Consider the following 24,336-nt stretch of genomic DNA (forward strand, 5'->3'; position numbering starts at 1 on the left):
GGGAAAAACAAATGGCGAAAAAAACGGCTGAAGTACAAAAAGGCGGCGGTTTCTTAATCGAGGATGTCTCATACGAGCAAATGTATACACCAGAGGATTTCACTGACGAACATAAAATGATCGCGAAAACAACAGAGGACTATATTGAGCAAGATGTTCTCCCTCATATAGATGATATCGAAAACCACAAATTTGAACATTCAGTCCGGCTGTTAAAGAAAGCGGGCGAACTTGGGCTGCTTGGGGCTGATGTGCCTGAGGAATACGGAGGGCTCGGCCTTGATAAAATCAGCTCCGCGCTCATCACTGAAAAATTTTCGCGTGCGGGAAGCTTTTCGCTTTCTTATGGCGCGCATGTCGGTATCGGGTCCTTGCCAATCGTGTTTTTTGGAACAGAAGAACAAAAGAAAACATATCTGCCCGGGCTCGCTTCAGGCGAAAAGATCGCGGCATATGCACTGACTGAGCCGGGCTCTGGGTCTGATGCGCTAGGGGCAAAAACAACTGCCGTGCTGAATGAAGCGGGAACGCATTACGTGTTAACCGGAGAAAAACAGTGGATTACCAACTCAGCCTTTGCTGATGTGTTTGTTGTGTACGCTAAGGTAGACGGTGACAAGTTTTCAGCCTTTATTGTAGAAAAAGATTACCCGGGTGTATCTACAGGTCCGGAAGAAAAGAAAATGGGAATCAAAGGATCATCGACAAGAACCCTCATTTTAGATCAAGCTGAAGTGCCAAAAGAAAACCTGCTTGGCGAAATCGGCAAAGGGCATGTGATCGCTTTTAATATTTTAAATATCGGCCGTTATAAGCTGGCGGTCGGCACAATCGGCGCGTCTAAGCGGGTGATCGAGCTGTCCGCGGCATACGCAAATCAGCGCCGCCAATTCAAAACGCCGATTGCGGGCTTTTCGCTGACACAGGAAAAAATCGCGACAATGGCATCAAGGCTGTACGCGATGGAAAGCTCTGTGTACAGAACCGTCGGACTGTTTGAAGACAATATGAGCCAGTTTACGGCCGAAGACCTCAAGGACGGCCGGCAAATCGCCAAGTCAATTGCTGAATACGCCATTGAATGCTCTCTAAATAAGGTATTCGGCTCCGAAACGCTTGATTATATCGTTGATGAAGGCGTGCAGATTCATGGAGGCTACGGTTTTATGCAGGAGTACGAAGTGGAAAGGGCTTATAGGGATTCAAGGATCAATCGAATTTTTGAAGGCACAAACGAAATCAACCGGTTAATCGTGCCAAGCACCTTCCTGAAAAAAGCGCTTAAAGGTGAATTGCCTCTATTTGAAAAAGCACAGTCGCTTCAAGAAGAACTCATGATGCTTATGCCTGAAGAGCCTGGCAGCGGCGTTTTAGAGCAGGAGAAATATATAGTGAAGCAAGCCAAAAAAATCGCGCTGTTCGCCGCCGGTCTCGCCGCGCAGAAGTACGGAAAAGCCATCGACCGCGAACAAGAAATTCTTGTCAACGTGGCGGATATCGTCAGCAATGTGTACGCAATGGAATCAGCCGTGCTGAGAACGGAAAAGGCCATTGCCGCGCAAGGCGGAGAAAAAGCGGCGCAAAAAGTGCTGTATACTGAAATTTTCGTTCAGGAGGCCTTTAACGAAATTGAAGCGCACGCGAAGGAATCCCTCATCGCAATGGAAGAAGGAGATTCACTCCGCATGATGCTTTCCGCTCTGCGCAAGCTGACGCGCGTCACACCTAAAAACGTGATTCAGAAAAAACGCGAAGCGGCAGCGGGCGTTTTCGAAGCTGAAAAATATATTGTTTGATTGGCGAAGAGCTCCGCGTGCGCGGAGCTCTTTTTAAGAAGCACTGTTTTAGGTTTTTAAAACAAACTGTGTTAAAATAACCACGATTATTTTATCGAGGGGGAAGAAGAGATGTCGTTAACTTTTTACTGGTACCCTAAGTGCGGAACGTGCCGCAAAGCAAAGAAATGGCTTGAAGATCATGGAAAAGAAATAAACGAAATACATATTGCAGAGCAGCCTCCAAGCAAAGAAGAACTAAAAGCGCTTTATGAAAAAAGCGGGCTGGAGCTCAAGAAATTTTTCAACACGAGCGGCATGAAATACCGTGAGCTGAATCTCAAGGAAAAGCTGTATCACATGTCAGAGGACGAACAGCTTGAACTGCTTGCTTCAGACGGAATGCTGATCAAACGCCCGCTTACAACAGACGGCGAAAAAGTGACAGTCGGTTTTAAAGAAGACCAATTTGAAGAAAACTGGGCTTAAGGTCAATTTTTTTTGAAAAGTATGGTATCTTCTTATTATAGTGCTGTAAAAAATGGAGGGATTCAATTGAGCATACCTAAAGATTTGCGTTACTCAGGAGAACACGAGTGGGTAAAAGTTGAAGGAGAAAAAGCCAGAATCGGGATTACACATTTTGCCCAGTCCGAGCTAGGTGATATCGTGTTTGTCGAACTTCCTGAAGTGGGTGCTGAAATCAAAGCGGACGAGCCATTCGGCAGCGTTGAATCCGTTAAAACGGTATCTGAGCTTTATGCGCCGATTAACGGAACTGTTGTGGAAATAAACGAAGATCTTGATGACAGTCCGGAATTCGTCAATGAATCTCCGTACGAAAAAGCATGGATGATCGTCGTTGAGCCGTCTGACGCTTCTGAAATTGAAAAACTGATGACAGCAGAACAATACGAAGAGATGACACAGGAAGACTAAAACAGGATAGCTGTAAAGGCAATTGGACACGCTAACGTTATGGGAGGTGTCCAATATGGCTTTCAGCAAACAAAAGCTCGATGTCACCAATGATGTGACAGGCCGCTTTCAAAATGGCCGGCTCTCGTTATATCATGAAAATGAGAGGATCGGACAAATGACAAGCATGAATGAATATGAGCTTAAATCCGGTTATTCCTTTGAAAATGAGAAGTTTTATAAGACAGCTGACGTGGTCTCAGGAAATGACGCAAAATATGTGGACTGTGACTACGAAAATGGCTGGTGTTAATGATGGCGGTGAATTTCACTGCCTTCTTTTACAATCTGAACGTTTCAAATTTGACGCGGCAGGTGAAGAAAATGGATGAGCTGGAAAAGGTTTTGATTGTCGAAGGGAAATCAGATAAAGAGAAAATCGAAAGCGTCTTGAATGAACCGGTGCGCATTATCTGCACAAACGGAACAATCAGCCAGCTGAAGCTTGAAGAATTGGCTGACGAGCTTTACGATAAAGACGTCTATATATTGGTTGATGCTGATGAATCAGGCGAGAAATTGAGAAAACAGCTGAAAAGAGAGTTTAACGAAGCCTGCCATCTGCATATCGACAGAGCCTATAAAGAAGTCGAGGCTGCGCCCAGGCACCATGTCGCCTCTGTATTGCTGCGCGCGAATTTGAATGTCCATACTATTTTTCTTGAAAGAAAGCCCCGAGGTGTATAGCATGAAAGAACTCCAGGAACATGAACTTGAGCACATTTCTGATGATGTGTATCTTCTATATTTATATACTCCATTTTGCGGCACTTGCCAGCTTGCAAGCAAAATGCTGACAGTCGTGAAAGAAATGCTGCCTGATGTCGCCTTCTATCAAAACAATGTCAATTATTCTCCGACTTTCGCAAAAGCGTATCAAATTGAGAGCGTTCCTTGTTTTCTGCTGTTTAAAGGCGGAAAAGTGGTCGAAAGAGGATATGCGTTTCATTCCGTTTCTTATTTATATGAGCTGATCAAACAAAAATCATCTTCCGCATCCCATTTATGACATATTTCTCAGCACATTCCAATGAAATTGTCGTTCGTTTTATAAAGGGGTTCATATGCTAAAGAGAGAAATGTCTATGTATGACCAACAAATAGGAGGTTGTACATATGGAGAAAGCGGAAGTTTTAGAAGATGAGTATCAGCATCTGTTTTTAAGACCCCTTTTGAGCGCTTCAACATTGCTCATTACCTTCCAAGGAGAAACAGAAGCCTTAACCGTCTCAATAAACGAACAGGGAGAAATGAAAGAAATTTCTCAGCGCCAAACGTCCAACCTGACCTTTTACGGAAACCAATCCGAAATCATTCATTTATTGCACGGAGATATTTCCCTTCAGCATCTGATTCAGAGCGGAAGCCTGAAAGTTAAGGGGTCCTTCAGAGCCCTGTTAAAGCTAGAAGCGATTCTCTGGCTGACGAATGGTTTTTTTCAGAGGATTGCAAAGAATTAAAAAATAGCAAATTATTATAATAGTAAAAGTTGACATCATTTATTTTATTGACATGCAAACATCCCCCATGCTATTCTACATTAAGAATTTCCGGACGAAAAAGACTATATATTTCTCTTATCAAGAGAGGTGGAGGGAAGTGCCCTATGAAGCCCGGCAACCATCAACGCTGTTGAAATGGTGCCAATTCACACGAAGCGTTCAGCTTTGAAAGATGAGAGAAAGGCGTTTTATATAAGCCTTTCTGCTCACATGTGCAGAAAGGTTTTTCTTTTGCAGAAAATCCCGGAAGATTTCTTAGAATAGTGTTAAGGCAGGTGATTGCTTTGATCAATCTTCAAGATGTTTCAAAAGTCTATAAGTCGAAACATGGAGATGTCAATGCTGTCCAAAATGTCTCGCTTTCCATCAAAAAAGGTGAGATTTTTGGAATTATAGGATATAGCGGAGCTGGAAAAAGTTCCTTAATCCGTCTGCTGAACGGCCTTGAGAAACCAACCTCAGGAACCGTGGAAGTAGCGGGAACCAAGATTAATGAAGTAAACGGACGCGGGTTAAGAAAAGCACGCCATAACATCAGCATGATTTTCCAGCATTTCAATTTGCTGTGGTCGCGGACGGTCAGAGATAATATCATGTTTCCTCTGGAAATTGCCGGGGTGAAAAAGAACGAGCGTATCAAGCGCGCCAATGAACTGATTAAACTGGTAGGTTTAGAAGGAAAAGAAAAATCTTATCCTTCTCAGCTGAGCGGCGGACAAAAGCAGCGTGTCGGAATCGCCAGAGCGCTCGCAAACAATCCGAAGGTTCTCCTATGTGATGAAGCGACATCAGCATTAGATCCGCAAACGACTGATTCAATTTTGGATCTATTGTCCGATATTAATGATAGACTCGGTTTGACAATTGTGCTGATCACGCATGAAATGCATGTGATCCGCAAAATCTGCAACAGAGTCGCTGTCATGGAAAACGGAAAGGTTGTGGAAGAAGGCGAAGTTCTTGATGTCTTCAAAAACCCGAAAGAAGACATGACAAAACGGTTTGTTCAGCAGGTGACAGAGCCGGAAGAAACGAAGGAAACGCTTCAGCACCTTCTTGATGAAACAGCATCAGGAAAAACGGTTCAGCTCACATTTGTCGGTGATTCGGCTGAACAGCCTCTGATTACAGAGATGATCAGAAACTTTAATGTCAGCGTCAATATTTTGCAAGGGAAAATTTCGCAAACGAAGGATGGAGCTTACGGTTCACTGTTCATCCACATTGACGGTGACGAGGAAGAAGTGCAAAACGTGATCCGGTTCATTAATGACAAACAGGTAAAAGCAGAGGTGATCACGAATGTTTGAAACATATTTTCCGAATGTTGATTTAACTGAATTGTGGAACGCGACATATGAAACCCTTTATATGACGCTGATCTCTCTGCTGTTTGCTTTTGTTATCGGGGTGATTCTCGGCTTGCTGCTCTTTCTGACAAGCAAAGGGAGCCTCTGGCAGAATAAAACGGTCAACTCTGTGATTGCGGCTGTTGTCAACATATTCAGATCGATTCCGTTCCTCATTCTAATTATTTTATTGCTTGGTTTTACGAAGTTTTTAGTCGGCACGATCTTAGGGCCAAACGCCGCATTGCCGGCGCTGGTGATCGGCTCGGCACCGTTTTACGCGCGCCTCGCTGAAATCGCGCTGCGCGAGGTAGACAAAGGTGTTATCGAAGCTGCCAAATCAATGGGAGCCAAGACGTCTACGATTATTTTCAAAGTGCTGCTTCCTGAATCTATGCCGGCTCTCATTTCTGGCATCACGGTGACGGCGATCGCTTTGATCGGCTCAACGGCAATCGCCGGGGCCATCGGTTCAGGCGGCCTTGGAAACCTTGCGTACGTAGAAGGCTATCAGTCGAACAATGCTGATGTTACCTTCATTGCTACTGTGTTTATTTTAATCATCGTATTTATTATTCAAATCATCGGTGATGTCATAACAAATATTATAGATAAACGATAAGGGAGGATTTACAATGAAAAAGCTATTTTTAGGTGCACTATTGCTTGTATTTGCAGGAGTTTTGGCTGCCTGCGGTTCGAATAAAGGCGCAGAGTCTGGCAAGAAAGAAATTGTCGTTGCTGCGACAAAAACACCGCATGCGGAAATTTTAAAAGAAGCTGAACCACTGTTGAAAGAAAAAGGCTATACGCTGGAAGTGAAAGTGCTTAGTGATTACAAGATGTACAACAAAGCTTTATCTGATAAAGAAGTGGATGCGAACTACTTCCAGCACATTCCTTACCTTGAGCAAGAAATGAAAGAAAACACAGATTACAAACTTGTGAATGCCGGCGCTGTTCACTTAGAGCCATTCGGTATTTACTCTAAAACATACAAATCGCTGAAAGACCTTCCAAAGGGTGCGACAATTATTCTGACAAACAACGTGGCTGAACAAGGCCGTATGCTTGCAATGCTTGAAAATGCGGGGCTAATCACACTTGATTCTAACGTGGAAACAGTTGACGCAACTTTGAAAGACATTAAGAAAAACCCGAAAAACCTTGAATTCAAAAAAGTAGCGCCTGAAGTAACGGCAAAAGCATATGAAAACAAAGAAGGAGACGCAGTCTTCATCAATGTAAACTATGCGATCCAAAATAAATTAAACCCTAAAAAAGACGCGATTGAAGTGGAAGCAACGAAAAACAACCCATACGCTAACATCGTCGCAGTAAGAAAAGGCGAAGAAGATTCTGACAAGATTAAAGCGCTGATGGAAGTTCTTCACTCTAAAGAGATCAAAGACTTCATCGAGAAAAAATACGACGGAGCTGTGCTTCCTGTCTCTGAATAAGACTGAAACCCCGGATGAGAAATCCGGGGTTTTTTTCGGGTATTTTCCTAAAAGCTGTTCATAATAAAAAGGAATGTTAAACAGATGGAGGGATTTTCTTTGAATCAAGACAGAGGAAGCATGCAGGACGCGCTAAAAGAATATAAATTAGGTTTAGGCACATTTGAACAAAAGATGCCGCTGATGGGAAGAAAGTTTAATGAGTTTACCGAACAATGCTTTGCCGGGAATTCACTGACTGAGAGAGAAAAACAGCTGATCGCCCTCGGAATCGCAATCAATGCCCAGGATGAATATTGCATGATCTATCATACAAAAGGCTGTCTTGATGAGGGAGCGACAGAGGAGAATATTCTCGAAGCCGTAAGTGTGGCAGCGGCATTCGGAGGCGGCGCGGCTCTTAGCCAAGGCGTAACAGTCGTCCAGCAGTGCATAGAGGAATTTGGAAGCACCGCGCATTAAGAGAAGGAATGTTCCGAAAAACCATTCTCATTTGAGCTGAAAGGATGCTTTCGTCTCATCTGCCGTTATTTCGAGCCGTTTCCTTTTTGCAGCTTCCATCGCAGCGTTGTTACAATAGAAGCAAATAAATGAAGGGATTGATTTATTATTTGTAACAGCCAGGATAGACTGAACCTCGATTATACGTCAGAAATGGAAAAAGCGATGCAGCTGTCTCACGGAATTGGATACGAGGAATACGGACGCCGGCTGGAAACAAGACTGAGAGTAGAGCGGCAGAGAGAGCTTGATTATAAAAAGAGCAAGCGGATTTCTGCGGGAGCTTATTGAGAAAATCAATCTTCTAAAAAAGGGTGGGAATCCACTCTTTTTCTTTTTCAATCGCTTTAATAAAGTGCTGATCTTTGTTAAACTTGAGAAATGTGCGAGGCACGATAAAAAGTTGTATTTACTTTTCATTTGTTATAAAATTAGAATGAGAATAAAATGAGAATAATGATTATATATTTTTGGAGGTATAGATATGGCTGCTTCAACATTAACGATCAAAGATCTTCACGTTGAAATCGAAGGGAAAGAGATCTTAAAGGGTGTAAACCTTGAAATAAAAGGTGGAGAGTTCCACGCAGTAATGGGACCAAACGGAACTGGTAAATCCACTCTTTCAGCTGCTATTATGGGGCACCCTAAATATGAAGTAACAAAAGGCAGCATCACGCTTGACGGCAAAGATGTACTGGAGATGGAAGTGGACGAGCGCGCGCAGGCGGGTTTATTCCTAGCCATGCAGTATCCAAGTGAAATCAGCGGTGTAACAAATGCCGACTTCCTTCGTTCAGCAATCAATGCGCGCAGAGAAGAAGGCGATGAAATTTCTCTCATGAAATTCATCCGCAAAATGGACGAAAACATGGAGTTCCTTGAAATGGACCCTGAAATGGCACAACGTTACCTTAATGAAGGATTCTCAGGCGGGGAGAAAAAACGCAACGAAATCCTTCAATTAATGATGATTGAACCAAAAATCGCCATCCTTGATGAAATCGACTCAGGCCTTGATATTGATGCTCTGAAAGTCGTATCTAAAGGGATCAACAGAATGCGCAGCGAAAACTTCGGCTGCCTGATGATCACTCACTATCAGCGCCTGTTAAACTACATCACTCCGGATGTTGTTCACGTTATGATGCAAGGCCGCGTGGTGAAATCCGGCGGTGCAGAGCTTGCACAGCGTCTCGAAGCAGAAGGTTATGACTGGATTAAACAAGAACTTGGTATTGAAGACGAAACTGTAGGCCAAGAAGCGTAAGCGTTAGGGGGATTAACATGACACTAGATACAAAACTATCCGTAGATCAGGAGTATCTCAAAAGCTTTTCCGAAAAGCATCAAGAACCTGCCTGGCTGAAAAACCTGCGCTTACAGGCTCTTGAACAAGCTGAGGATCTGCCGATGCCGAAGCCTGATAAAACAAAAATCACAAACTGGAACTTCACAAACTTCGCGAAGCATACAGTTGATAACGAACCGCTTTCTTCATTAGAAGACTTGACTGATGAAGCAAAAGCGCTGATCGATATTGAAAACGAAGATAAAACATTATACGTGCAGCGTGACCAGACGCCGGCATACCTTTCTCTTTCTCAGGAATTGAAGGATAAAGGCGTCATCTTCACTGATATTCTGACGGCTGCACGCGAGCACAGTGACTTAGTGGAGAAATACTTTATGAAAGACGGCGTGAAGGTTGATGAGCACAAATTAACTGCGCTTCACGCGGCTCTTGTTAACGGAGGAGCATTCCTTTATGTTCCGAAAAACGTTCAGGTGGAGACGCCGGTTCAGGCTGTTTATGTCCACGAAAGCAACGATACGGCTCTGTTCAACCACGTGCTGATTGTGGCTGAAGACCACAGCTCTGTCACATATGTAGAAAACTACATCAGCACTGTAAATCCGAAAGATGCCGTGTTCAACATTATCAGTGAGGTCATCACAGGTGATAATGCCAGCGTGACATACGGTGCGGTTGATACGCTGTCCAGCGGTGTGACCACATATGTGAACCGCCGCGGTGCCGCGCGCGGACGCGACAGCAAAATCGAGTGGGCTCTCGGCCTGATGAATGACGGCGACACGATCTCCGAAAACACAACAAACCTTTACGGTGACGGCACATACGGCGATACAAAAACGGTTGTAGTCGGAAGAGGAGAGCAAACAGAGAACTTTACAACACAAATCATCCATTTCGGTAAAGCTTCAGAAGGATATATCTTGAAGCACGGTGTGATGAAGGATTCCGCTTCTTCTATCTTTAACGGAGTCGGAAAAATTGAACATGGCGCTTCAAAAGCGAATGCGGAACAAGAATCACGTGTGCTAATGCTAAGCGAAAAAGCACGCGGAGATGCAAACCCTATTCTTTTAATTGACGAAGACGATGTAACTGCAGGACATGCGGCATCTGTCGGCCGTGTTGACCCTATTCAGCTTTACTACCTGATGAGCCGCGGAATTGCGAAAGAAGAAGCAGAACGTTTAGTCATCTACGGATTCCTTGCGCCGGTAGTAAACGAACTTCCGATTGAAGGCGTTAAGAAACAATTGGTTTCTGTTATCGAAAGGAAAGTGAAGTAATGAATATCACAGATATTCGTGAACAGTTCCCGATCCTTCATCAGCAAGTGAACGGACATGATCTCGTTTATCTCGACAGCGCGGCGACTTCCCAGAAGCCGCGTGCTGTCATTGAAACATTGGATAAGTATTATAATCATTACAATTCCAATGTTCACCGGGGCGTCCATACACTTGGAACCAGAGCGACAGACGGTTATGAAGGGGCGCGTGAAAAAGTCCGCAAGTTTATTAACGCGAAGTCAATGGCTGAGATTATTTTCACAAAAGGCACGACCACATCACTGAATATGGTGGCGTTAAGCTATGCGCGCGCCAACCTGAAACCGGGTGATGAAGTGGTCATCACCTACATGGAGCATCATGCGAATATCATTCCGTGGCAGCAGGCTGTCAAAGCGACTGGCGCCACATTAAAATATATTCCGTTGCAGGAAGACGGAACGATTTCTTTAGAAGACGTAAGAGAAACGGTCACAAGCAACACGAAAATTGTTGCAGTGTCTCATGTATCTAACGTCCTCGGCACGATCAACCCGATTAAAGAAATGGCGAAAATCGCCCATGACAACGGGGCTGTTATTGTGGTGGACGGTGCACAAAGCACGCCTCACATGAAGATTGACGTGCAGGATCTCGATTGCGACTTCTTTGCGATTTCTTCCCATAAAATGTGCGGCCCTACCGGTATTGGTGTGCTGTACGGGAAGAAAGCCTTGCTGGAAAACATGGAGCCTGCCGAATTCGGCGGTGAAATGATCGACTTTGTCGGGCTTTATGAATCAACTTGGAAAGAGCTTCCGTGGAAATTTGAAGCGGGTACGCCGATTATTGCGGGAGCAATCGGTCTCGGCGCCGCCATTGATTTTCTCGAAGAAATTGGTCTTGATGAAATCTCCCGCCACGAGCACAAGCTTGCGGCTTATGCGCTTGAACGCTTCCGCCAGCTTGACGGCGTAACGGTTTATGGGCCGGAAGAGCGTGCCGGGCTTGTCACTTTTAATCTTGATGACGTTCATCCTCACGATGTGGCGACTGTGCTTGATGCGGAGGGAATCGCAGTCAGAGCCGGCCATCATTGCGCGCAGCCGCTGATGAAATGGCTGGATGTAACTGCTACTGCAAGAGCAAGCTTTTATCTGTATAATACAGAGGAAGAGATTGATAAGCTTGCGGAAGCTCTTCAAAAGACAAAGGAGTATTTTACAAATGTCTTTTAATGCAAACTTAGATACATTGTACAGACAGGTGATTATGGATCATTACAAAAACCCGCGCAACAAAGGGGTTTTGAATGACAGCATCGTCGTGGACATGAACAATCCGACATGCGGCGACCGAATCAGACTGACAATGAAGCTTGACGGAGACACCGTGGAAGATGCGAAATTTGAAGGGGAAGGCTGTTCCATTTCAATGGCATCCGCTTCGATGATGACGCAGGCGATTAAAGGGAAAGATATCGAAACAGCCCTTTCCATGTCTAAGATTTTCTCGGATATGATGCAAGGGAACGAGTATGATGATTCTATAGATCTCGGGGATATTGAAGCCCTTCAAGGCGTTTCAAAATTCCCCGCCCGTATCAAATGTGCCACCCTGTCATGGAAAGCACTTGAAAAAGGAGTCGCGAAAGAAGAAGGCGGCAATTAAAAGGATTGGAGTGAAAATGGATGGCTAAAAAAATGCCTGATATTGGTGAATACAAGTATGGTTTTCACGACAAGGACGTTTCCATTTTCCGTTCAGAGCGCGGATTGACAAAAGAAATCGTAGAAGAAATTTCTCGCATGAAAGAAGAGCCTCAATGGATGCTTGATTTCCGCTTGAAATCACTTGAGCATTTCTACAACATGCCAATGCCACAATGGGGCGGAGATTTAAACTCACTGAACTTTGACGAAATTACGTATTACGTAAAACCGTCTGAGCGTTCAGAGCGTTCTTGGGATGAGGTTCCTGACGAAATTAAGCAAACATTCGACAAGCTCGGTATTCCTGAAGCTGAACAAAAATACCTTGCGGGTGTTTCTGCTCAGTACGAATCTGAGGTTGTATACCACAACATGAAAGAAGATCTTGAAGCGCAAGGCATCGTCTTTAAAGACACTGACAGCGCGCTGAAAGAAAATGAAGATATTTTCCGTGAGCACTGGGCGAAAGTGATCCCGCCGACTGATAACAAGTTTGCGGCGCTTAACTCAGCTGTTTGGTCCGGCGGATCTTTCATCTACGTGCCTAAAGGCGTGAAGGTTGAAACACCGCTTCAAGCTTACTTCCGTATCAACTCCGAAAACATGGGTCAGTTCGAACGTACGCTGATCATCGTTGACGAAGAAGCAAGCGTTCATTATGTTGAAGGCTGTACGGCGCCTGTTTACACAACAAACTCACTACACAGTGCGGTTGTTGAGATCATCGTGAAAAAAGGCGGCTACTGCCGTTATACAACGATCCAAAACTGGGCGAATAACGTTTACAACCTTGTAACGAAGCGTACGATCTGTGAAGAAAACGCAACGATGGAATGGATCGACGGCAACATCGGGTCTAAACTGACAATGAAATATCCGGCTTGTATCCTAAAAGGCGAAGGCGCGCGCGGTATGACGCTTTCTATCGCTCTTGCGGGTAAAGGCCAGCATCAGGATGCGGGTGCGAAAATGATTCACCTTGCACCAAACACATCATCCACAATCGTATCAAAATCGATTTCAAAACAAGGCGGAAAAGTAACATACCGCGGAATCGTCCACTTCGGACGCAAAGCGGAAGGCGCCCGCTCTAACATCGAGTGCGATACGCTCATTATGGATAATAAATCGACTTCAGACACCATTCCTTACAATGAAATCTTAAATGATAACATTTCATTGGAGCACGAAGCGAAAGTGTCTAAAGTATCTGAAGAGCAGCTCTTCTACTTGATGAGCCGCGGCATTTCCGAAGAAGAAGCGACTGAAATGATCGTAATGGGCTTCATCGAGCCATTCACAAAAGAGCTTCCGATGGAATACGCAGTTGAAATGAACCGTTTGATTAAGTTCGAAATGGAAGGTTCAATCGGTTAATATAAATGAAACCCGGCGGATGGTTCCGCCGGGTTTTGTCTATTTACTGACGAACACTGATCGTTACAACGCCTAGTACGCTCGATCCTTTATAGATCGTGACTTGGGCAGATCCAGGTATTGACTTGCTGTATACCATTCCGCTTTGACTGACAGAGATATAATCGCGGCCGGAGGTTACTACGTAGCTAGTAGCTCCATCTCTGGCAATATTTAAGTAACTGTTTACTTTCATCTGATAAAAGGCATCCATGACTTTTATCGGGCTGTGTGAGGCATTTTGAATGGAAGATGCCGGTGCAGCTGACATTTCTTCAGCGGATGCCACACCACCTAAGCTGAGAGCTAAAGCAGAAACTGACAGTGCAGAAATAATAACTTTTTTACCTTTCATTTGTAACACTCCTTTTTTACCTTTCATTTGTAACACTCCTTTTTATTTTTTCTTACACTATACAATTTTGATAAAGAAACTCTGCTTCCTGTAACTAAATATGTATAAAATGTTAACAAATGGTTATTTACCGAATGATAAGTTCTATTTAAAAGGTAGAAACCGCAGGCGTCATTTAAGCCTGCGGCTGCTTCTCTAACGTTCGGGGATATCATTGGGTTGAATATTGATAACAGATGCCGCTTGGGGGCTATGAATGTTTTTCATTTCTAACAATTGTCTATAAGCCGTGTCAAATTCCTCTTTTGACATCTGTTTTGCGGCTAATGCAGAACACAAAACAGCAAAGGCGATCGGCATTGTATCAATGTGAATGTCGATATGAACCTCGGAGTTGCCACTGTTTTTGATCACGGATTCGGTAGCGGGTATCTCTTGAGTATGTCTGTTGATTGGAATGATGTTTTCGTTCATTACTCATCCCCGTCTTGTGCCTGCGCCTGTTCCTGATCCTGATCCGTGTTCACGTTGACCACCACTTTTGCATTACCGCTGTTTTGGACGTTTGCGACAGCTGCATCTCGTCTGTTTTCCTCATTTTCATGACGATTTTCGCTCATGGTATCATCCTTTCTCTATTGATAGTGACAGGATATTCGATAGAAGAGTGAAGAGATTGGACGAACTTCGCGGTTTTTCCACATTGGGTCAAAAGGTCGAAGGAAAGCACTCGATTTGGTAAAATGAATAGACATTATAATAGAAAAGGTGTTTTCATATGAAATCGTACATCATCGTCGGCGCAGGGATACTTGGCGCTTCGGCTGCTTACCATCTTGTCAAATGGGGTGCCAGGGTTACGGTGGTTGACCGGAAGGAACCTGGACAAGCGACTGATGCGGCGGCCGGGATCGTCTGTCCCTGGCTATCGCAGCGCCGCAATCAGAAGTGGTATCAGCTCGCGAAGGGCGGAGCACGCTACTATACGGATTTAATCCATCAATTGGAGGAAGACGGAGAAACGGACACAGGATATAAGCGTGTCGGTGCCATCAGTATTCATACTGATGCGTCCAAGCTTGATAAGATGGAGGAGCGGGCGCATAAGAGACGGGAGGATGCGCCGGAGATCGGCGACATTACCCGCTTGTCCGCAAGTGAAACGAAAAAGCTGTTTCCGATTTTAGCTGGTGGCTATGAATCGGTTCATATCAGCGGGGCCGCCCGTGTGAATGGGAGGGCGCTGTGCCGGTCGCTTTTAAACGCAGCTAAGAAACGCGGCGCAGAGATCATCAAAGGAAATGCGTCCTTGCTTGTTGAAAACGGAACGGTCACCGGCGTGCAAACAGACGCACAGCAGTTTACGGCTGATGCGGTCATTGTGGCGGCAGGGGCATGGGCCAATGAGGTCATGAAGCCTCTTGGCATTCATTTTCAAGTGTCCTTTCAGAAAGCGCAAATTATGCATTTTGAAATGACGGAAACAGATACAGGATCGTGGCCGGTTGTAATGCCGCCGAACGATCAGTATATTCTTTCGTTTGATAACGGCAGAATTGTAGCCGGCGCCACGCATGAAAACGATGCCGGGCTAGATGATCTTCGTGTGACAGCCGGAGGGCAGCACGAAGTATTGAGCAAAGCATTAGCTGTTGCGCCGGGTCTAGCTGATGGCGCTGCCATTGAAACAAGAGTGGGCTTTAGGCCGTTTACGCCGGGATTTCTCCCGGTTGTCGGCGCTGTGCCGGATGTTCAAGGGCTTTACGCCGCTAACGGTTTAGGCGCCTCGGGATTAACGATGGGACCGTTCTTAGGTTCAGAGCTCGCAAAGCTAGTTCTCGGAAAGCAGACGGAAATAGACCTTAGTCCGTATGATCCAGCCGGAGCGCTTGCATAATAAGTAAAAGCTTAACAAACAAATAATATAAAGCTGTTCTGGCTTTTCTTTTCTGTCTATGTTAGCATTTATCTTTAATGAAAAAGAGGACGTGACTGATTTGATAAAAATTGATATACCCGCACCGAATGTCACCATCACCGAACGGCAACAGGCAGCGAATGAAAACGAACCGAAAATAAAGGCGATTTACGGCTTCATCGACTTTCACCAGATCCCAAGAGACAAAGGGGGCATCTTCATGTTTTACAACATTCATGACGAGCTGCTGTTTGTCGGCAAAGCGAGAAAGTTAAGACAGAGAATTAAGAAGCATTTTGAAGACAATGTCTCACCGATCAAACATCACAGAGACGAAGTATATAAAATTGAAGTATGTGTCGTCGATGACCCAATGGAAAGAGACATTTACGAAACGTATATCATCAATACACAGCACTCGAAGTACAATGTAGACAAGGTATTTTTTAAGTAAGACATCAGTCTGCGGAGGCACAGCGAAGCCAGAGCTCATGTGAAGTTCTGGCTTTTGTTGCGCCTTTTTCCGTATTGTCATCTGATTCGATTATTGAGAAATTTCAGAAAACAATATTGACAATTTTCCCAGCGGACTTTAATATAACAATATATAATGTTATATAACGTTATATAATAAAAAGAAGGAGTGAAGGATTTGAGTCCATCCACAGCAAAAGTAAATCGTGAGGTTCAAGCTTTCTTGCAGGATTTGAATGGGAAAACCATTGACCATGTATTTTTTGTCGCATGCGGAGGGTCTTCGGCCATCATGTATCCGAGTAAATATGTGTTTGACAGAGAGTCAAAATCAATCAACTCCGATCTTTATAGCTCGAACGAATTTATCCAGCGCAATCCTGTCCAGCTTGGTGAAACGTCTCTTGTCATTTTGTGCTCGCATTCGGGAAATACCCCGGAAACGGTCAAAGCCGCTTCGTTTGCGAGGAGCAAGGGCGCACTTACGATTGCGATGACGCATGAGCCGGAGTCTCCTTTAGCGCAAAAAGCGCAATATGTTGCCCAGTACGATTGGGGTGATGAGGCGCTTGCGATCAATACGAACTATGGCGTTCTGTATCAAATCGTTTTCGGCACTCTGCAAGTATTAGAAAACAATACGACATTTGAACAAGCAATTGAAGGATTAGATCAATTGCAGGCTGTGTATGAAGGAGCCCTTAAGAAGGAAGCTGACAACGCACAGCAATTCGCAAAAGCCCATGAAAAAGAAAGCATTATTTATACAATGGCAAGCGGTGCAAACTACGGTGTCGCTTACTCCTACAGCATCTGCATTCTCATGGAAATGCAATGGATTCATTCCCACGCCATTCATGCCGGAGAATATTTTCACGGACCGTTTGAAATTATTGATGAATCCGTGCCGTTTATCATCCTGCTCGGTTTAGATGAAACAAGGCCTCTTGAAGAGCGGGCGCTTACCTTCTCGAAAAAATATGGCAAAAAGCTCACTGTGCTTGATGCTGCATCTTACGACTTCACTGCAATAGACGATTCAGTTAAAGGCTATCTAGCGCCGCTCGTTCTCAACCGTGTGCTGAGAAGCTATGCGGACGCGCTGGCAGAGGCGAGACATCATCCTTTATCTCATAGAAGATACATGTGGAAAGTTGAGTATTGATCTGAAACTGAGGAATCATTATCCATTAGACTATAATGTTATATAACATTATAGTCTAATGTCCAGAGGAGGCCAACCCTTTGAAGAAAATGTTGTTGTTTTTGATCATTGCCGCTGTCAGTATGTTCACCATTGCGGGCTGTTCGAGCCAGAGCAGTTCAGCGGACGGAAAGGTGACATTGAAATTTTTCCACAGATGGCCGAAGGAGCCGGAAAAAAGTTATTTTGAAGAGGTTGTGAAGGCATTTGAAAAAGAGCACCCGGATATCGACATTCAAATTGAAGCGGTTTTGAATGACTCCTATAAAGACAAAATCAAGGTCATGCTGGGAACCACCAGCCCTCCTGACATTTACTTCTCATGGAGTGACGAGTTTGCTTTTAAATTTATCAGAGGCCATAAGGCGCTTGATCTCTCGTCCTACTACAAAAATGATACAGATTGGTCATCACAGCTCGTTCAATCGCAAGTCACACCATTTACTTATGAAAACAAGCAATATGGCGTGCCGTGGCAAATGGACGCTAAATCATTCTTCTATCATAAAGACATTTTCCAAAAGCTGAATCTTGATCCCCCGAAGACATGGGATGAATTCATCGATGTGTCAAAGAAGCTGAAAGAAAACGGCTATACGCCGATCAGCTTCGGAACAAAGGCGACTTGGACCATCTCACACTATATCGGCACGCTCAATCAACGGATGGTCGATGAAAAAACGCGGGAAAAGGACTATAACGCCAAAACGGGTGAATTTACTGATGAAGGTTATGTGAAAGCACTTGAAAAGCTTCAGGAGCTGATGCCTTACTTCAATAAACATGTAAACTCCGTCGACCACGAATATGTGAGACAGCAGTTTAAGAGCGGAAAGTCGGCGATGATATATGCGGAAACAGCGGAAATCAAACTGGTTGAACCGGTGGATCTCGGGATGTTCCCATTCCCTGAAATCAGCGGGCAAAAAGGATCTTCAGAAGCGCTAACGGGAGCTCCGGAAGGGTTCATGATTGCCTCAAAAACAAAACATCCGAAGGAAGCGATGGCATTTTTGCAGTTTCTGACGTCGAAAAAAATGGGTGAAAAGCTCGTCAAAGATGTCGGGAAATACAGTGCTGTGCAAGGAGCGGCTACTGAAGAAAATTCTACAGCCATTCAGCGTGAAGCCATTCAGCAAATTGTTGATGCCGAATCTATGGTTCCGTGGTTTGATATGGATGTCGATGTTGAAATCGCCGATGCGTACTTAACAAACGTCCAGCAAATGCTTGGCGGCGACATGACACCGGAGCAGGTCATGAAAGCTGTTCAAAAAGCAGCGAAGCAAGTAAGGGCGTCAGCTGAATAAATCAAAGAAAAGGTGAAGCTTCGCACCTTTTCTTTTTATAAAGGAGATGAGATATCCTTGGTCAATCAGAATAAAACAATTCCCTATTTGTTTTTGGTGCCCGCTCTCGTTTTTTTACTTTTCGTTTATATCCCGATTGTTGAGAATGTCTTCCTCAGCCTGTTTCAGTGGAGCTCTTTTTCTCCGGAAAAAACGTTTATCGGCTTGAAAAACTATGTTGACTTATTTCATGATCCTGTCTTTTATCAGGCACTAGCCAATAATGTGCTTTACGCAGTGATCTCAATTGCATGCCAGGTATTTGGTGGTTTGATTTTGGCGGCGGTGCTTGAGGATAAGCTGGTCAGAAAATGGTCGCCGTTTTTTCGTACTGTTTTCTTTTTGCCGGTTGTCATCTCGATGACGGTGATCGCGCTTTTGTTTGATTTTATTTATAACCCTGAGACGGGGCTTTTGAATCAGCTGCTTCAGGCGGTTGGTCTTGATCAGCTGACGAGAGCTTGGCTCGGGGAGGACAGCACGGCTATGCTTTCTGTCATTTTTGTCTCTCAATGGCAGTCTGTCGGTTATATTGCGATGCTGTACATTGTGTCGATTCAAAAAATACCGGATGAACTGTATGAAGCGGCCCGTCTTGACGGTGCGGGGAAAATTCAGCAGTTTTTTCATATTACCGTTCCCCAGACGAAAGAGATGTCTTTTGTCGCGGTAGTGATGACGCTGACCGGCGCCTTTACGGTATTTAATGAACCGTACATATTGACAGGCGGAGGGCCGGGCAACGCTTCAGAAGTCTTGAGCACGTTTTTATATAAAAGCGCCTTTACAAAGGATATGATGGGCTATGCTTCAGCGATTGCCACCGTTGTATTACTCATTACGCTCGCATTGTCGCTCATGCAAATGAAGTTCTTTAAAACCGGAAAGGAGGACTAACAGATGCTGCCTCAGAAGAAGACAGATTCGTTCAGATTGGAGCCTGTGCCTGACCGGCACATGGAGGTGAAAAGAAAGCCTAGACGAAAATGGTACATCGGAGAAACGTCTGTATGGGTTTTTCTGTTTCTTTATCTGATTGCGATCGCCTATCCGCTGCTATGGATGGTCATGAGCGCCTTTAAAAGCTCGGACGATATTTTTGAGCACAGCTGGTCGGTGCCGTCTTCGTGGCATCCGGAAAATTTTGTGTCCGCTTGGAATCAAGGCATTTCTTCTTATTTTATGAACAGTGTCATCGTGACGGCGCTGACGTGTGTGATCACTGTTTTTATCAGTGCATGGGCGGCTTACGGCCTTTCCCGGTTTGAGTTTACAGGAAAAAGGTTCTTTTTGGTGCTTTGTCTTGGCGGTTTGATGCTGACGCCGCAGGTCAGTCTTGTGCCGCTTTATTCTATGATTCAGTCGCTGGGCCTTTACAATACGTATTGGGCGTTAATCCTGCCGTATGCGGCTTACCGGATCCCGTTCACCATCATTTTGATCCGCTCTTATTTTCTTTCTATTTCCAAAGAATTGGAGGAGGCGGCTTATTTAGATGGGTGTACGAGTTTTGGAGTATTTTTCAGAATTTTCTTACCAATGAGTGTGCCGATTTTGGTGACATCCGGCATTTTGACGGCTTACCATACGTGGAATGAATTTATGTTTGCGATTATTTTCATAGATGATGAGAATTTGCGGACCATTCCAGCCGGGCTGATGCAGTTCAGAGACGCGCTGCAGACAGATTGGGGCGTGCTGCTGGCGGGATTAACGATTTCAGCCGCGCCGATTATTATTCTATTTTTATTGATGCAGAAATATTTTGTCCGCGGGATTGCAAGCGGAAGTGTAAAAGGATAAAGGGGGATGCACCATATGAAATTGATTGCGGTTGGAGATAACGTTGTTGATTACTATCAGGATCAAGAAACGTTCTACCCGGGAGGAAATGCCTTAAACGTCGCTGTGCTTGCCAAGCGGCTCGGGCATGAGGCTTCCTATATTGGGATCGTCGGCAATGACGAAGCAGCGGCACATTTGTTGAACGTATTGAAATTGGAGCAGGTTAACGCGGATTATATCCGCCAGGCGCACGGTGAAAATGGGATGGCGATTGTCACCCTTGATGAACAGGGGGACCGTATTTTTGTCAGATCAAATAAAGGGGGCATTCAGTCCCGGCTCCGTCTTATGTTTCAGGAGAAAGATATAACCTTTATCAGCGGGCATGATCTGCTCCATACGAGTGTGTACAGCCGGCTTGAGAACGATCTTCCGCAGCTGTGCGGGCTGATTCCGGTCTCCTTTGACTTTTCAACCAATCGCAAGGAGGATTATTTGAGGAAGGTTTGTCCATATGTGACGTATGCGTTTTTTTCAGGAAGTGACCTGAGTGAGTCGGAATGCGGCGAGCTTGCCAAACAGGCACATGACTACGGAGCGAAAATCGTTTGTATGACCCGCGGGGGACAAGGAGCGGTCCTGTCTGAGGGAGACCGAATCTATCATCAGCCGATTGTGGAAACTGATATAATAGATACACTTGGAGCGGGAGATTCTTTTATAGCGGGCTTTTTGACTGCTTTTTGCGTGAAGCAGGATATAACGTACGCTTTGCGCCAGGCCGCCGAAACGGCTGCGAAAACATGCGGCGTGTACGGAGCTTTCGGCTATGGCCATCCTTTTCGCTTGGAGGACGGAGGAAGCAGTGAAAAAACGAGAGTACTGTAAGCAGTGTCTCGTTTTTTATGCCGGTTATGTGTAGGGGCTGTTGATCGTAAAAGTGACGCGGTTTGTGTGCATCAAAAACAGTGAACAATAGATTGGCTGGTCGTTTGATGTAAAAGCTGTTTTATCGATTTCAAACAGCGCATCCCCGATATCGCAGTCTAAGTATTTGCTTTCCTCTTGTTGGGCATATACAACGTTTAATAGTTTCGTATTGTGAGTAGGCACGACTTGATACCGCTGCTTTAACATATCATGCATGGACACGCCGTCCGCAATAAAGGCATCAATGCCGGGAAACAAATCCAGCGGATAATGTGTCACTTCAAAGGTGAGCGGCTGGTCATCGTTATATAAAATCCGTTTTAATTCAACGACAGGGCTCTCAGGATTGATTTTCAGCTTTTCGGCAATGGGTTTCGCCGCTGAAATGATCGCATGGGACAGCACTTGATGCTTCGGTTTTTTGCCGGTTGATTCCATAAATTCCGAGTAGCCGTTTACTGCGATCAGCTCCCGTTTTAATTTAGGGCTTTTCACGAACGTTCCCTTTCCTTGCTGCCTGATTAAGTAGCCTTCTTCGACCAAATCGAGAATGGCTTTCCTGACGGTAATGCGGCTGACATTATACTTGCTGCATAGTTCGCTTTCGGTAGGCAGCTTGGCGGTGGGGGAATATACGCCCTTTTTGATGTCATCGGTGATGATTTGTTTTAGCTGAATGTATAAAGGTGTAGAACTTCCGTTGTTTAACAAAAGGTAGCCTCCTTTTAACCAATTATTCATATTATAATGTATTATGACGTTATAATACAAATTTACATTTTTTATTTTAGAAATATAGCAAAAATGGAATCGATTACTCTAAAAATAACAGAAAGACCTGGTTGTTTCCAGTGACGAAATAACAGACGAAAAGATTGGGGGAAATGTCTGATGGCTTCATTAACATTTGAGCATGTCAAAAAATCATACCATTCCCAATTCACGGTGAAGGACTTTGATTTAGATGTAAAGGATAAGGAGCTTTTGGTGCTGGTGGGACCGTCAGGATGCGGAAAATCGACCACGCTGCGAATGGTGGCGGGGCTGGAAAGCATCTCTGAAGGCAGCCTCCTCATTGATGGGGAACGGGTCAATGATCTTCCGCCGAAAGAACGTGATATTGCGATGGTATTCCAAAACTACGCGCTTTATCCGCATATGACGGTTTTTGATAATATGGCGTTTGGATTAAAGCTTAGAAAGATGCCGAAACAGGAAATCGGCGAGCGGGTTCATGCGGCAGCGAGAATTTTAGAGATTGAGCATTTGCTGAAGAGAAAACCGAAGGCGCTCTCCGGCGGACAGCGGCAAAGGGTGGCGCTTGGCAGATCGATTGTGAGGGAGCCGAAGGTCTTTTTAATGGACGAGCCGCTTTCCAATCTGGACGCGAAGCTGAGAGTGACGATGCGGACAGAAATCAGCAAGCTGCACCAGCGTTTAGAGGCAACTATCATATATGTCACGCATGACCAGACCGAAGCGATGACAATGGGCGATCGGATTGTCGTGATGAACGAAGGGGAAATCCAGCAAGTGGCGAAACCGCATGACATTTATCATTACCCGGCAAATCTGTTTGTTGCGGGTTTTATCGGCTCCCCGGGAATGAATGTTTTGAAAGGCGTGATAGAAGAGCAGCATGGCGAGCTGTTTTTCACAAACCCTTCGATCCGGCTTCATATTCCTGAAGAAAAAGCGAAGCGGCTGAAGGAAAAGGGATATGCCGGAGAACAGATGATTGCCGGCGTTAGGCCGGAGCATATCACACAATTGACAGGACATGATCAGCTGTTTGATGCAGTGCTGAAAGCGAAGGTGGAAGTGAATGAAAATTTGGGATCAGAGCTGATTGTACATGTCAGGGCAGGAGATGAGCGGCTTACGGTCCGTCTAGATGGAAACACGCGAATCGCCGCAGGCGATTCGATCCAGTTGGCAGTGAAAATGGATCACGTCGTTTTTTTCGATGCGGAGACGGAAGAGGCTGTGTATTAGGAAAGGTGCTCCCTGGCAGGAGCACCTTTTTCTTACGGCCAAATGTCGTCTGCCCATTCAGGGTGGTCGATAAATGGATTGCGGTTGTGCTGATATTTCTCATAAATGATTTCGTTTCTTTTCCGCTCGCGGTCGTCAACCGGGTCCTGCCTATTCCATTCGAGCAGGACAGATTTCTTTCCGTGATAAGGGGCTGAGCCGTTGCCCGTTTTATCATTCAGTTCAAGATCAGGGTATCCGTCATCACCTTCGTAACGGACAGCCATGTAAAACAGCATGCGGGCGACATCGCCTTTCACATCATCGCGGGGCTCCCATGAATCTCCATCATCATAATTCCCAGGCGCTTTCGCATGTTCTGTGCCGCCGTTGTCAAAATCCTTATTTCCTCTGGCACTATTGACTTGGACATCAGCCGGGCGTAAATGATGAATATCTGTGCCAGGCCCCTTGCTTGTGCCAAAATTGCCATGGGATTTCGCCCAAACGTGCTCGCGGTTCCAATCGCCGACATTGCCGCCATTCAAGTTTTTCGACCGCGATTCATTCGTGTAGAGCAAAATGACGTTATTTGGGTTTCTCGGGTCTTCATCAGTTTCTTTCAGCGCATTCCATACTTCGCTGTAGGACAGCGTCTTGTGTCCGCTGATGATGTGATGCAGGGCGCTTTTTAGCGATTCACCTGTCTTTCCTTCTGTCCCTTTATAATAGGTATCTGTGTCAGCATAGGGTGCAGCGGGAGCGGCTAACGAGAGCAGGCCCCCGTTTCCTGATGGGGAAGCAGCCAATCGGTCATTCAGGCTTAATACGGTTTGCGTGTTTGCTGAAGCGGCGGGCGCAAACCATCCGGAAATCAGTAACACCAAGACGAGCGGCAGAAACCTTGCCATTTTTGTCATCACTTGCCCTCCTTTTATCAGATCATGAGATCATGTCTATTATCTAAAATTCAAATAAAGGATAGAAGTGTTATTTTGTATATTTTTCATTAACATTGTAAATGAGTCCCTTTGGAGGAGGCGGATATCCACTGTGCCAATATCTTAAGG

At 45.0% G+C, this 24,336-nt stretch carries 30 protein-coding genes and 1 riboswitch; of the genes, 25 read left to right on the forward strand and 5 right to left on the reverse strand.

Translation table 11 applies throughout. The annotated features are described in order from the left end of the window. The first annotated feature begins 11 nt into the window (after nucleotides 1-11). The 17 genes from fadE to sufB all read left to right on the forward strand — a co-directional run bounded on the left by fadE (nucleotide 12) and on the right by sufB (nucleotide 13,238). Nucleotides 12-1,796: an acyl-CoA dehydrogenase FadE gene (gene fadE / locus BV11031_RS00940; protein ID WP_010330013.1), complete on the forward strand. Its 1,785-nt coding sequence runs from the start codon at nucleotides 12-14 to the stop codon at nucleotides 1,794-1,796. 111 nt (nucleotides 1,797-1,907) lie between these two features. Further along, on the forward strand, nucleotides 1,908-2,264 hold the full coding sequence (locus tag BV11031_RS00945) for an arsenate reductase family protein (RefSeq protein ID WP_010330012.1): 357 nt from the start codon (nucleotides 1,908-1,910) through the stop codon (nucleotides 2,262-2,264). Nucleotides 2,265-2,330: 66 nt separating this feature from the next. Then, nucleotides 2,331-2,714 carry a glycine cleavage system protein GcvH gene (gene gcvH, locus BV11031_RS00950; RefSeq protein WP_010330011.1) on the forward strand — a complete coding sequence of 128 codons (384 nt, stop codon included), beginning with the start codon at nucleotides 2,331-2,333 and terminating at the stop codon, nucleotides 2,712-2,714. 55 nt (nucleotides 2,715-2,769) lie between these two features. Further along, entirely contained in the window at nucleotides 2,770-3,006 is a 237-nt protein-coding gene (locus tag BV11031_RS00955) for a YusG family protein (RefSeq protein WP_010330010.1), read from the forward strand. Nucleotides 3,007-3,077: 71 nt separating this feature from the next. Further along, nucleotides 3,078-3,440 (forward strand): toprim domain-containing protein, encoded by a 363-nt coding sequence (locus BV11031_RS00960; protein ID WP_026014508.1) that lies wholly within the window; start codon nucleotides 3,078-3,080, stop codon nucleotides 3,438-3,440. Between the two features lies 1 nt (nucleotide 3,441). Beyond that, nucleotides 3,442-3,762 (forward strand): thioredoxin family protein, encoded by a 321-nt coding sequence (locus BV11031_RS00965; protein ID WP_010330007.1) that lies wholly within the window; start codon nucleotides 3,442-3,444, stop codon nucleotides 3,760-3,762. A 107-nt stretch (nucleotides 3,763-3,869) separates the two neighbouring features. Continuing rightward, nucleotides 3,870-4,214 carry an SCP2 sterol-binding domain-containing protein gene (locus BV11031_RS00970; protein WP_010330006.1) on the forward strand — a complete coding sequence of 115 codons (345 nt, stop codon included), beginning with the start codon at nucleotides 3,870-3,872 and terminating at the stop codon, nucleotides 4,212-4,214. Between the two features lie 114 nt (nucleotides 4,215-4,328). Continuing rightward, nucleotides 4,329-4,435, forward strand: a riboswitch (SAM riboswitch). Between the two features lie 105 nt (nucleotides 4,436-4,540). Continuing rightward, nucleotides 4,541-5,566: a methionine ABC transporter ATP-binding protein MetN gene (gene metN / locus BV11031_RS00975; RefSeq protein ID WP_010330005.1), complete on the forward strand. Its 1,026-nt coding sequence runs from the start codon at nucleotides 4,541-4,543 to the stop codon at nucleotides 5,564-5,566. After that, complete coding sequence (gene metP / locus BV11031_RS00980; protein WP_010330004.1) at nucleotides 5,559-6,227, forward strand: methionine ABC transporter permease MetP; 669 nt, start codon at nucleotides 5,559-5,561, stop codon at nucleotides 6,225-6,227. The genes metN and metP overlap by 8 nt, the downstream gene beginning before the upstream one ends. Before the next feature lie 13 nt (nucleotides 6,228-6,240). Next, complete coding sequence (gene metQ / locus BV11031_RS00985) at nucleotides 6,241-7,065, forward strand: methionine ABC transporter substrate-binding lipoprotein MetQ (RefSeq protein ID WP_010330003.1); 825 nt, start codon at nucleotides 6,241-6,243, stop codon at nucleotides 7,063-7,065. An 84-nt stretch (nucleotides 7,066-7,149) separates the two neighbouring features. Continuing rightward, nucleotides 7,150-7,527 carry a carboxymuconolactone decarboxylase family protein gene (locus BV11031_RS00990; RefSeq protein WP_026014507.1) on the forward strand — a complete coding sequence of 126 codons (378 nt, stop codon included), beginning with the start codon at nucleotides 7,150-7,152 and terminating at the stop codon, nucleotides 7,525-7,527. 192 nt (nucleotides 7,528-7,719) lie between these two features. Then, nucleotides 7,720-7,857: a YuzK family famiily protein gene (locus BV11031_RS00995; RefSeq protein WP_052245606.1), complete on the forward strand. Its 138-nt coding sequence runs from the start codon at nucleotides 7,720-7,722 to the stop codon at nucleotides 7,855-7,857. Nucleotides 7,858-8,050: 193 nt separating this feature from the next. Beyond that, nucleotides 8,051-8,836: a Fe-S cluster assembly ATPase SufC gene (gene sufC / locus BV11031_RS01005; protein ID WP_003327022.1), complete on the forward strand. Its 786-nt coding sequence runs from the start codon at nucleotides 8,051-8,053 to the stop codon at nucleotides 8,834-8,836. 17 nt (nucleotides 8,837-8,853) lie between these two features. Further along, the gene (sufD, locus tag BV11031_RS01010) at nucleotides 8,854-10,167 is read left to right on the forward strand and encodes a Fe-S cluster assembly protein SufD (RefSeq protein ID WP_010330000.1); all 1,314 of its coding nucleotides are present in this window, start codon (nucleotides 8,854-8,856) and stop codon (nucleotides 10,165-10,167) included. Continuing rightward, nucleotides 10,167-11,387 carry a cysteine desulfurase SufS gene (gene sufS, locus BV11031_RS01015; protein WP_010329999.1) on the forward strand — a complete coding sequence of 407 codons (1,221 nt, stop codon included), beginning with the start codon at nucleotides 10,167-10,169 and terminating at the stop codon, nucleotides 11,385-11,387. The genes sufD and sufS overlap by 1 nt, the downstream gene beginning before the upstream one ends. Next, nucleotides 11,377-11,820, forward strand: coding sequence for a Fe-S cluster assembly sulfur transfer protein SufU (sufU, locus tag BV11031_RS01020; protein WP_010329998.1), 444 nt, complete (start codon nucleotides 11,377-11,379; stop codon nucleotides 11,818-11,820). The genes sufS and sufU overlap by 11 nt, the downstream gene beginning before the upstream one ends. A 20-nt stretch (nucleotides 11,821-11,840) precedes the next feature. After that, nucleotides 11,841-13,238: a Fe-S cluster assembly protein SufB gene (gene sufB / locus BV11031_RS01025; RefSeq protein WP_003240854.1), complete on the forward strand. Its 1,398-nt coding sequence runs from the start codon at nucleotides 11,841-11,843 to the stop codon at nucleotides 13,236-13,238. Between the two features lie 43 nt (nucleotides 13,239-13,281). Here sufB and BV11031_RS01030 read toward each other — a convergent pair whose 3' ends face one another. The 3 genes from BV11031_RS01030 to BV11031_RS01040 all read right to left on the reverse strand — a co-directional run bounded on the left by BV11031_RS01030 (nucleotide 13,282) and on the right by BV11031_RS01040 (nucleotide 14,252). Next, the gene (locus BV11031_RS01030) at nucleotides 13,282-13,632 is read right to left on the reverse strand and encodes a BLB8/JUQZ-1 family protein (RefSeq protein ID WP_026014506.1); all 351 of its coding nucleotides are present in this window, start codon (nucleotides 13,630-13,632) and stop codon (nucleotides 13,282-13,284) included. Nucleotides 13,633-13,827: 195 nt separating this feature from the next. Then, a complete protein-coding gene (locus tag BV11031_RS01035) occupies nucleotides 13,828-14,106 on the reverse strand; it encodes a hypothetical protein (RefSeq protein ID WP_010329996.1) in 279 nt (92 codons plus the stop codon). Next, a complete protein-coding gene (locus tag BV11031_RS01040) occupies nucleotides 14,106-14,252 on the reverse strand; it encodes a hypothetical protein (RefSeq protein WP_010329995.1) in 147 nt (48 codons plus the stop codon). The genes BV11031_RS01035 and BV11031_RS01040 overlap by 1 nt, the downstream gene beginning before the upstream one ends. A gap of 158 nt (nucleotides 14,253-14,410) precedes the next feature. On the opposite strand from BV11031_RS01040, the gene BV11031_RS01045 reads away from it, so the two are divergent. From BV11031_RS01045 to BV11031_RS01075, 7 genes are all read left to right on the forward strand, one after another. Then, entirely contained in the window at nucleotides 14,411-15,529 is a 1,119-nt protein-coding gene (locus BV11031_RS01045) for an NAD(P)/FAD-dependent oxidoreductase (RefSeq protein WP_010329994.1), read from the forward strand. Nucleotides 15,530-15,629: 100 nt separating this feature from the next. Next, complete coding sequence (locus BV11031_RS01050) at nucleotides 15,630-16,004, forward strand: nucleotide excision repair endonuclease (protein WP_010329993.1); 375 nt, start codon at nucleotides 15,630-15,632, stop codon at nucleotides 16,002-16,004. A gap of 198 nt (nucleotides 16,005-16,202) precedes the next feature. Beyond that, on the forward strand, nucleotides 16,203-17,189 hold the full coding sequence (gene frlB, locus BV11031_RS01055; protein WP_010329992.1) for a fructosamine deglycase FrlB: 987 nt from the start codon (nucleotides 16,203-16,205) through the stop codon (nucleotides 17,187-17,189). Nucleotides 17,190-17,269: 80 nt separating this feature from the next. Further along, nucleotides 17,270-18,538: an ABC transporter substrate-binding protein gene (locus BV11031_RS01060; RefSeq protein WP_010329991.1), complete on the forward strand. Its 1,269-nt coding sequence runs from the start codon at nucleotides 17,270-17,272 to the stop codon at nucleotides 18,536-18,538. 57 nt (nucleotides 18,539-18,595) lie between these two features. After that, the gene (locus tag BV11031_RS01065; protein WP_010329990.1) at nucleotides 18,596-19,474 is read left to right on the forward strand and encodes a carbohydrate ABC transporter permease; all 879 of its coding nucleotides are present in this window, start codon (nucleotides 18,596-18,598) and stop codon (nucleotides 19,472-19,474) included. Nucleotides 19,475-19,477: 3 nt separating this feature from the next. Continuing rightward, nucleotides 19,478-20,380 (forward strand): carbohydrate ABC transporter permease, encoded by a 903-nt coding sequence (locus BV11031_RS01070; protein WP_010329989.1) that lies wholly within the window; start codon nucleotides 19,478-19,480, stop codon nucleotides 20,378-20,380. Nucleotides 20,381-20,395: 15 nt separating this feature from the next. Continuing rightward, nucleotides 20,396-21,250, forward strand: a complete 855-nt coding sequence (locus tag BV11031_RS01075) for a fructoselysine 6-kinase (protein WP_010329988.1) — start codon at nucleotides 20,396-20,398, stop codon at nucleotides 21,248-21,250. 24 nt (nucleotides 21,251-21,274) lie between these two features. Here the strand turns inward: BV11031_RS01075 and frlR are convergent, their stop codons facing one another. After that, nucleotides 21,275-22,003 carry a transcriptional regulator FrlR gene (gene frlR, locus BV11031_RS01080; protein WP_010329987.1) on the reverse strand — a complete coding sequence of 243 codons (729 nt, stop codon included), beginning with the start codon at nucleotides 22,001-22,003 and terminating at the stop codon, nucleotides 21,275-21,277. 180 nt (nucleotides 22,004-22,183) lie between these two features. Here frlR and BV11031_RS01085 point away from each other — a divergent pair, with 180 nt between their 5' ends. After that, on the forward strand, nucleotides 22,184-23,287 hold the full coding sequence (locus BV11031_RS01085) for an ABC transporter ATP-binding protein (protein ID WP_010329986.1): 1,104 nt from the start codon (nucleotides 22,184-22,186) through the stop codon (nucleotides 23,285-23,287). A 32-nt stretch (nucleotides 23,288-23,319) separates the two neighbouring features. Here the strand turns inward: BV11031_RS01085 and BV11031_RS01090 are convergent, their stop codons facing one another. Continuing rightward, nucleotides 23,320-24,186, reverse strand: coding sequence for an endonuclease I family protein (locus tag BV11031_RS01090; RefSeq protein ID WP_010329985.1), 867 nt, complete (start codon nucleotides 24,184-24,186; stop codon nucleotides 23,320-23,322). Nucleotides 24,187-24,336: the final 150 nt, after the last annotated feature.

This window comes from Bacillus vallismortis (genome assembly GCF_004116955.1).
GTDB lineage: Bacteria > Bacillota > Bacilli > Bacillales > Bacillaceae > Bacillus > Bacillus vallismortis.

Coding starts and splice junctions, on each gene's coding strand:
- BV11031_RS00990 (WP_026014507.1), top strand. CDS start 7,150: ATGGAGGGATTTTCTTTGAATCAAGACAGAGGAAGCATGCAGGACGCG.
- BV11031_RS01030 (WP_026014506.1), bottom strand. CDS start 13,632: ATGAAAGGTAAAAAAGTTATTATTTCTGCACTGTCAGTTTCTGCTTTA.
- BV11031_RS01040 (WP_010329995.1), bottom strand. CDS start 14,252: ATGAGCGAAAATCGTCATGAAAATGAGGAAAACAGACGAGATGCAGCT.
- metQ (WP_010330003.1), top strand. CDS start 6,241: ATGAAAAAGCTATTTTTAGGTGCACTATTGCTTGTATTTGCAGGAGTT.
- BV11031_RS00995 (WP_052245606.1), top strand. CDS start 7,720: ATGGAAAAAGCGATGCAGCTGTCTCACGGAATTGGATACGAGGAATAC.
- sufD (WP_010330000.1), top strand. CDS start 8,854: ATGACACTAGATACAAAACTATCCGTAGATCAGGAGTATCTCAAAAGC.
- sufS (WP_010329999.1), top strand. CDS start 10,167: ATGAATATCACAGATATTCGTGAACAGTTCCCGATCCTTCATCAGCAA.
- sufB (WP_003240854.1), top strand. CDS start 11,841: ATGGCTAAAAAAATGCCTGATATTGGTGAATACAAGTATGGTTTTCAC.
- BV11031_RS01070 (WP_010329989.1), top strand. CDS start 19,478: ATGCTGCCTCAGAAGAAGACAGATTCGTTCAGATTGGAGCCTGTGCCT.
- fadE (WP_010330013.1), top strand. CDS start 12: ATGGCGAAAAAAACGGCTGAAGTACAAAAAGGCGGCGGTTTCTTAATC.
- BV11031_RS01090 (WP_010329985.1), bottom strand. CDS start 24,186: ATGACAAAAATGGCAAGGTTTCTGCCGCTCGTCTTGGTGTTACTGATT.
- BV11031_RS01075 (WP_010329988.1), top strand. CDS start 20,396: ATGAAATTGATTGCGGTTGGAGATAACGTTGTTGATTACTATCAGGAT.
- BV11031_RS00955 (WP_010330010.1), top strand. CDS start 2,770: ATGGCTTTCAGCAAACAAAAGCTCGATGTCACCAATGATGTGACAGGC.
- sufU (WP_010329998.1), top strand. CDS start 11,377: ATGTCTTTTAATGCAAACTTAGATACATTGTACAGACAGGTGATTATG.
- BV11031_RS01045 (WP_010329994.1), top strand. CDS start 14,411: ATGAAATCGTACATCATCGTCGGCGCAGGGATACTTGGCGCTTCGGCT.
- BV11031_RS00965 (WP_010330007.1), top strand. CDS start 3,442: ATGAAAGAACTCCAGGAACATGAACTTGAGCACATTTCTGATGATGTG.
- BV11031_RS00960 (WP_026014508.1), top strand. CDS start 3,078: ATGGATGAGCTGGAAAAGGTTTTGATTGTCGAAGGGAAATCAGATAAA.
- BV11031_RS01035 (WP_010329996.1), bottom strand. CDS start 14,106: ATGAACGAAAACATCATTCCAATCAACAGACATACTCAAGAGATACCC.
- BV11031_RS00970 (WP_010330006.1), top strand. CDS start 3,870: ATGGAGAAAGCGGAAGTTTTAGAAGATGAGTATCAGCATCTGTTTTTA.
- metP (WP_010330004.1), top strand. CDS start 5,559: ATGTTTGAAACATATTTTCCGAATGTTGATTTAACTGAATTGTGGAAC.
- BV11031_RS01085 (WP_010329986.1), top strand. CDS start 22,184: ATGGCTTCATTAACATTTGAGCATGTCAAAAAATCATACCATTCCCAA.
- BV11031_RS00945 (WP_010330012.1), top strand. CDS start 1,908: ATGTCGTTAACTTTTTACTGGTACCCTAAGTGCGGAACGTGCCGCAAA.
- sufC (WP_003327022.1), top strand. CDS start 8,051: ATGGCTGCTTCAACATTAACGATCAAAGATCTTCACGTTGAAATCGAA.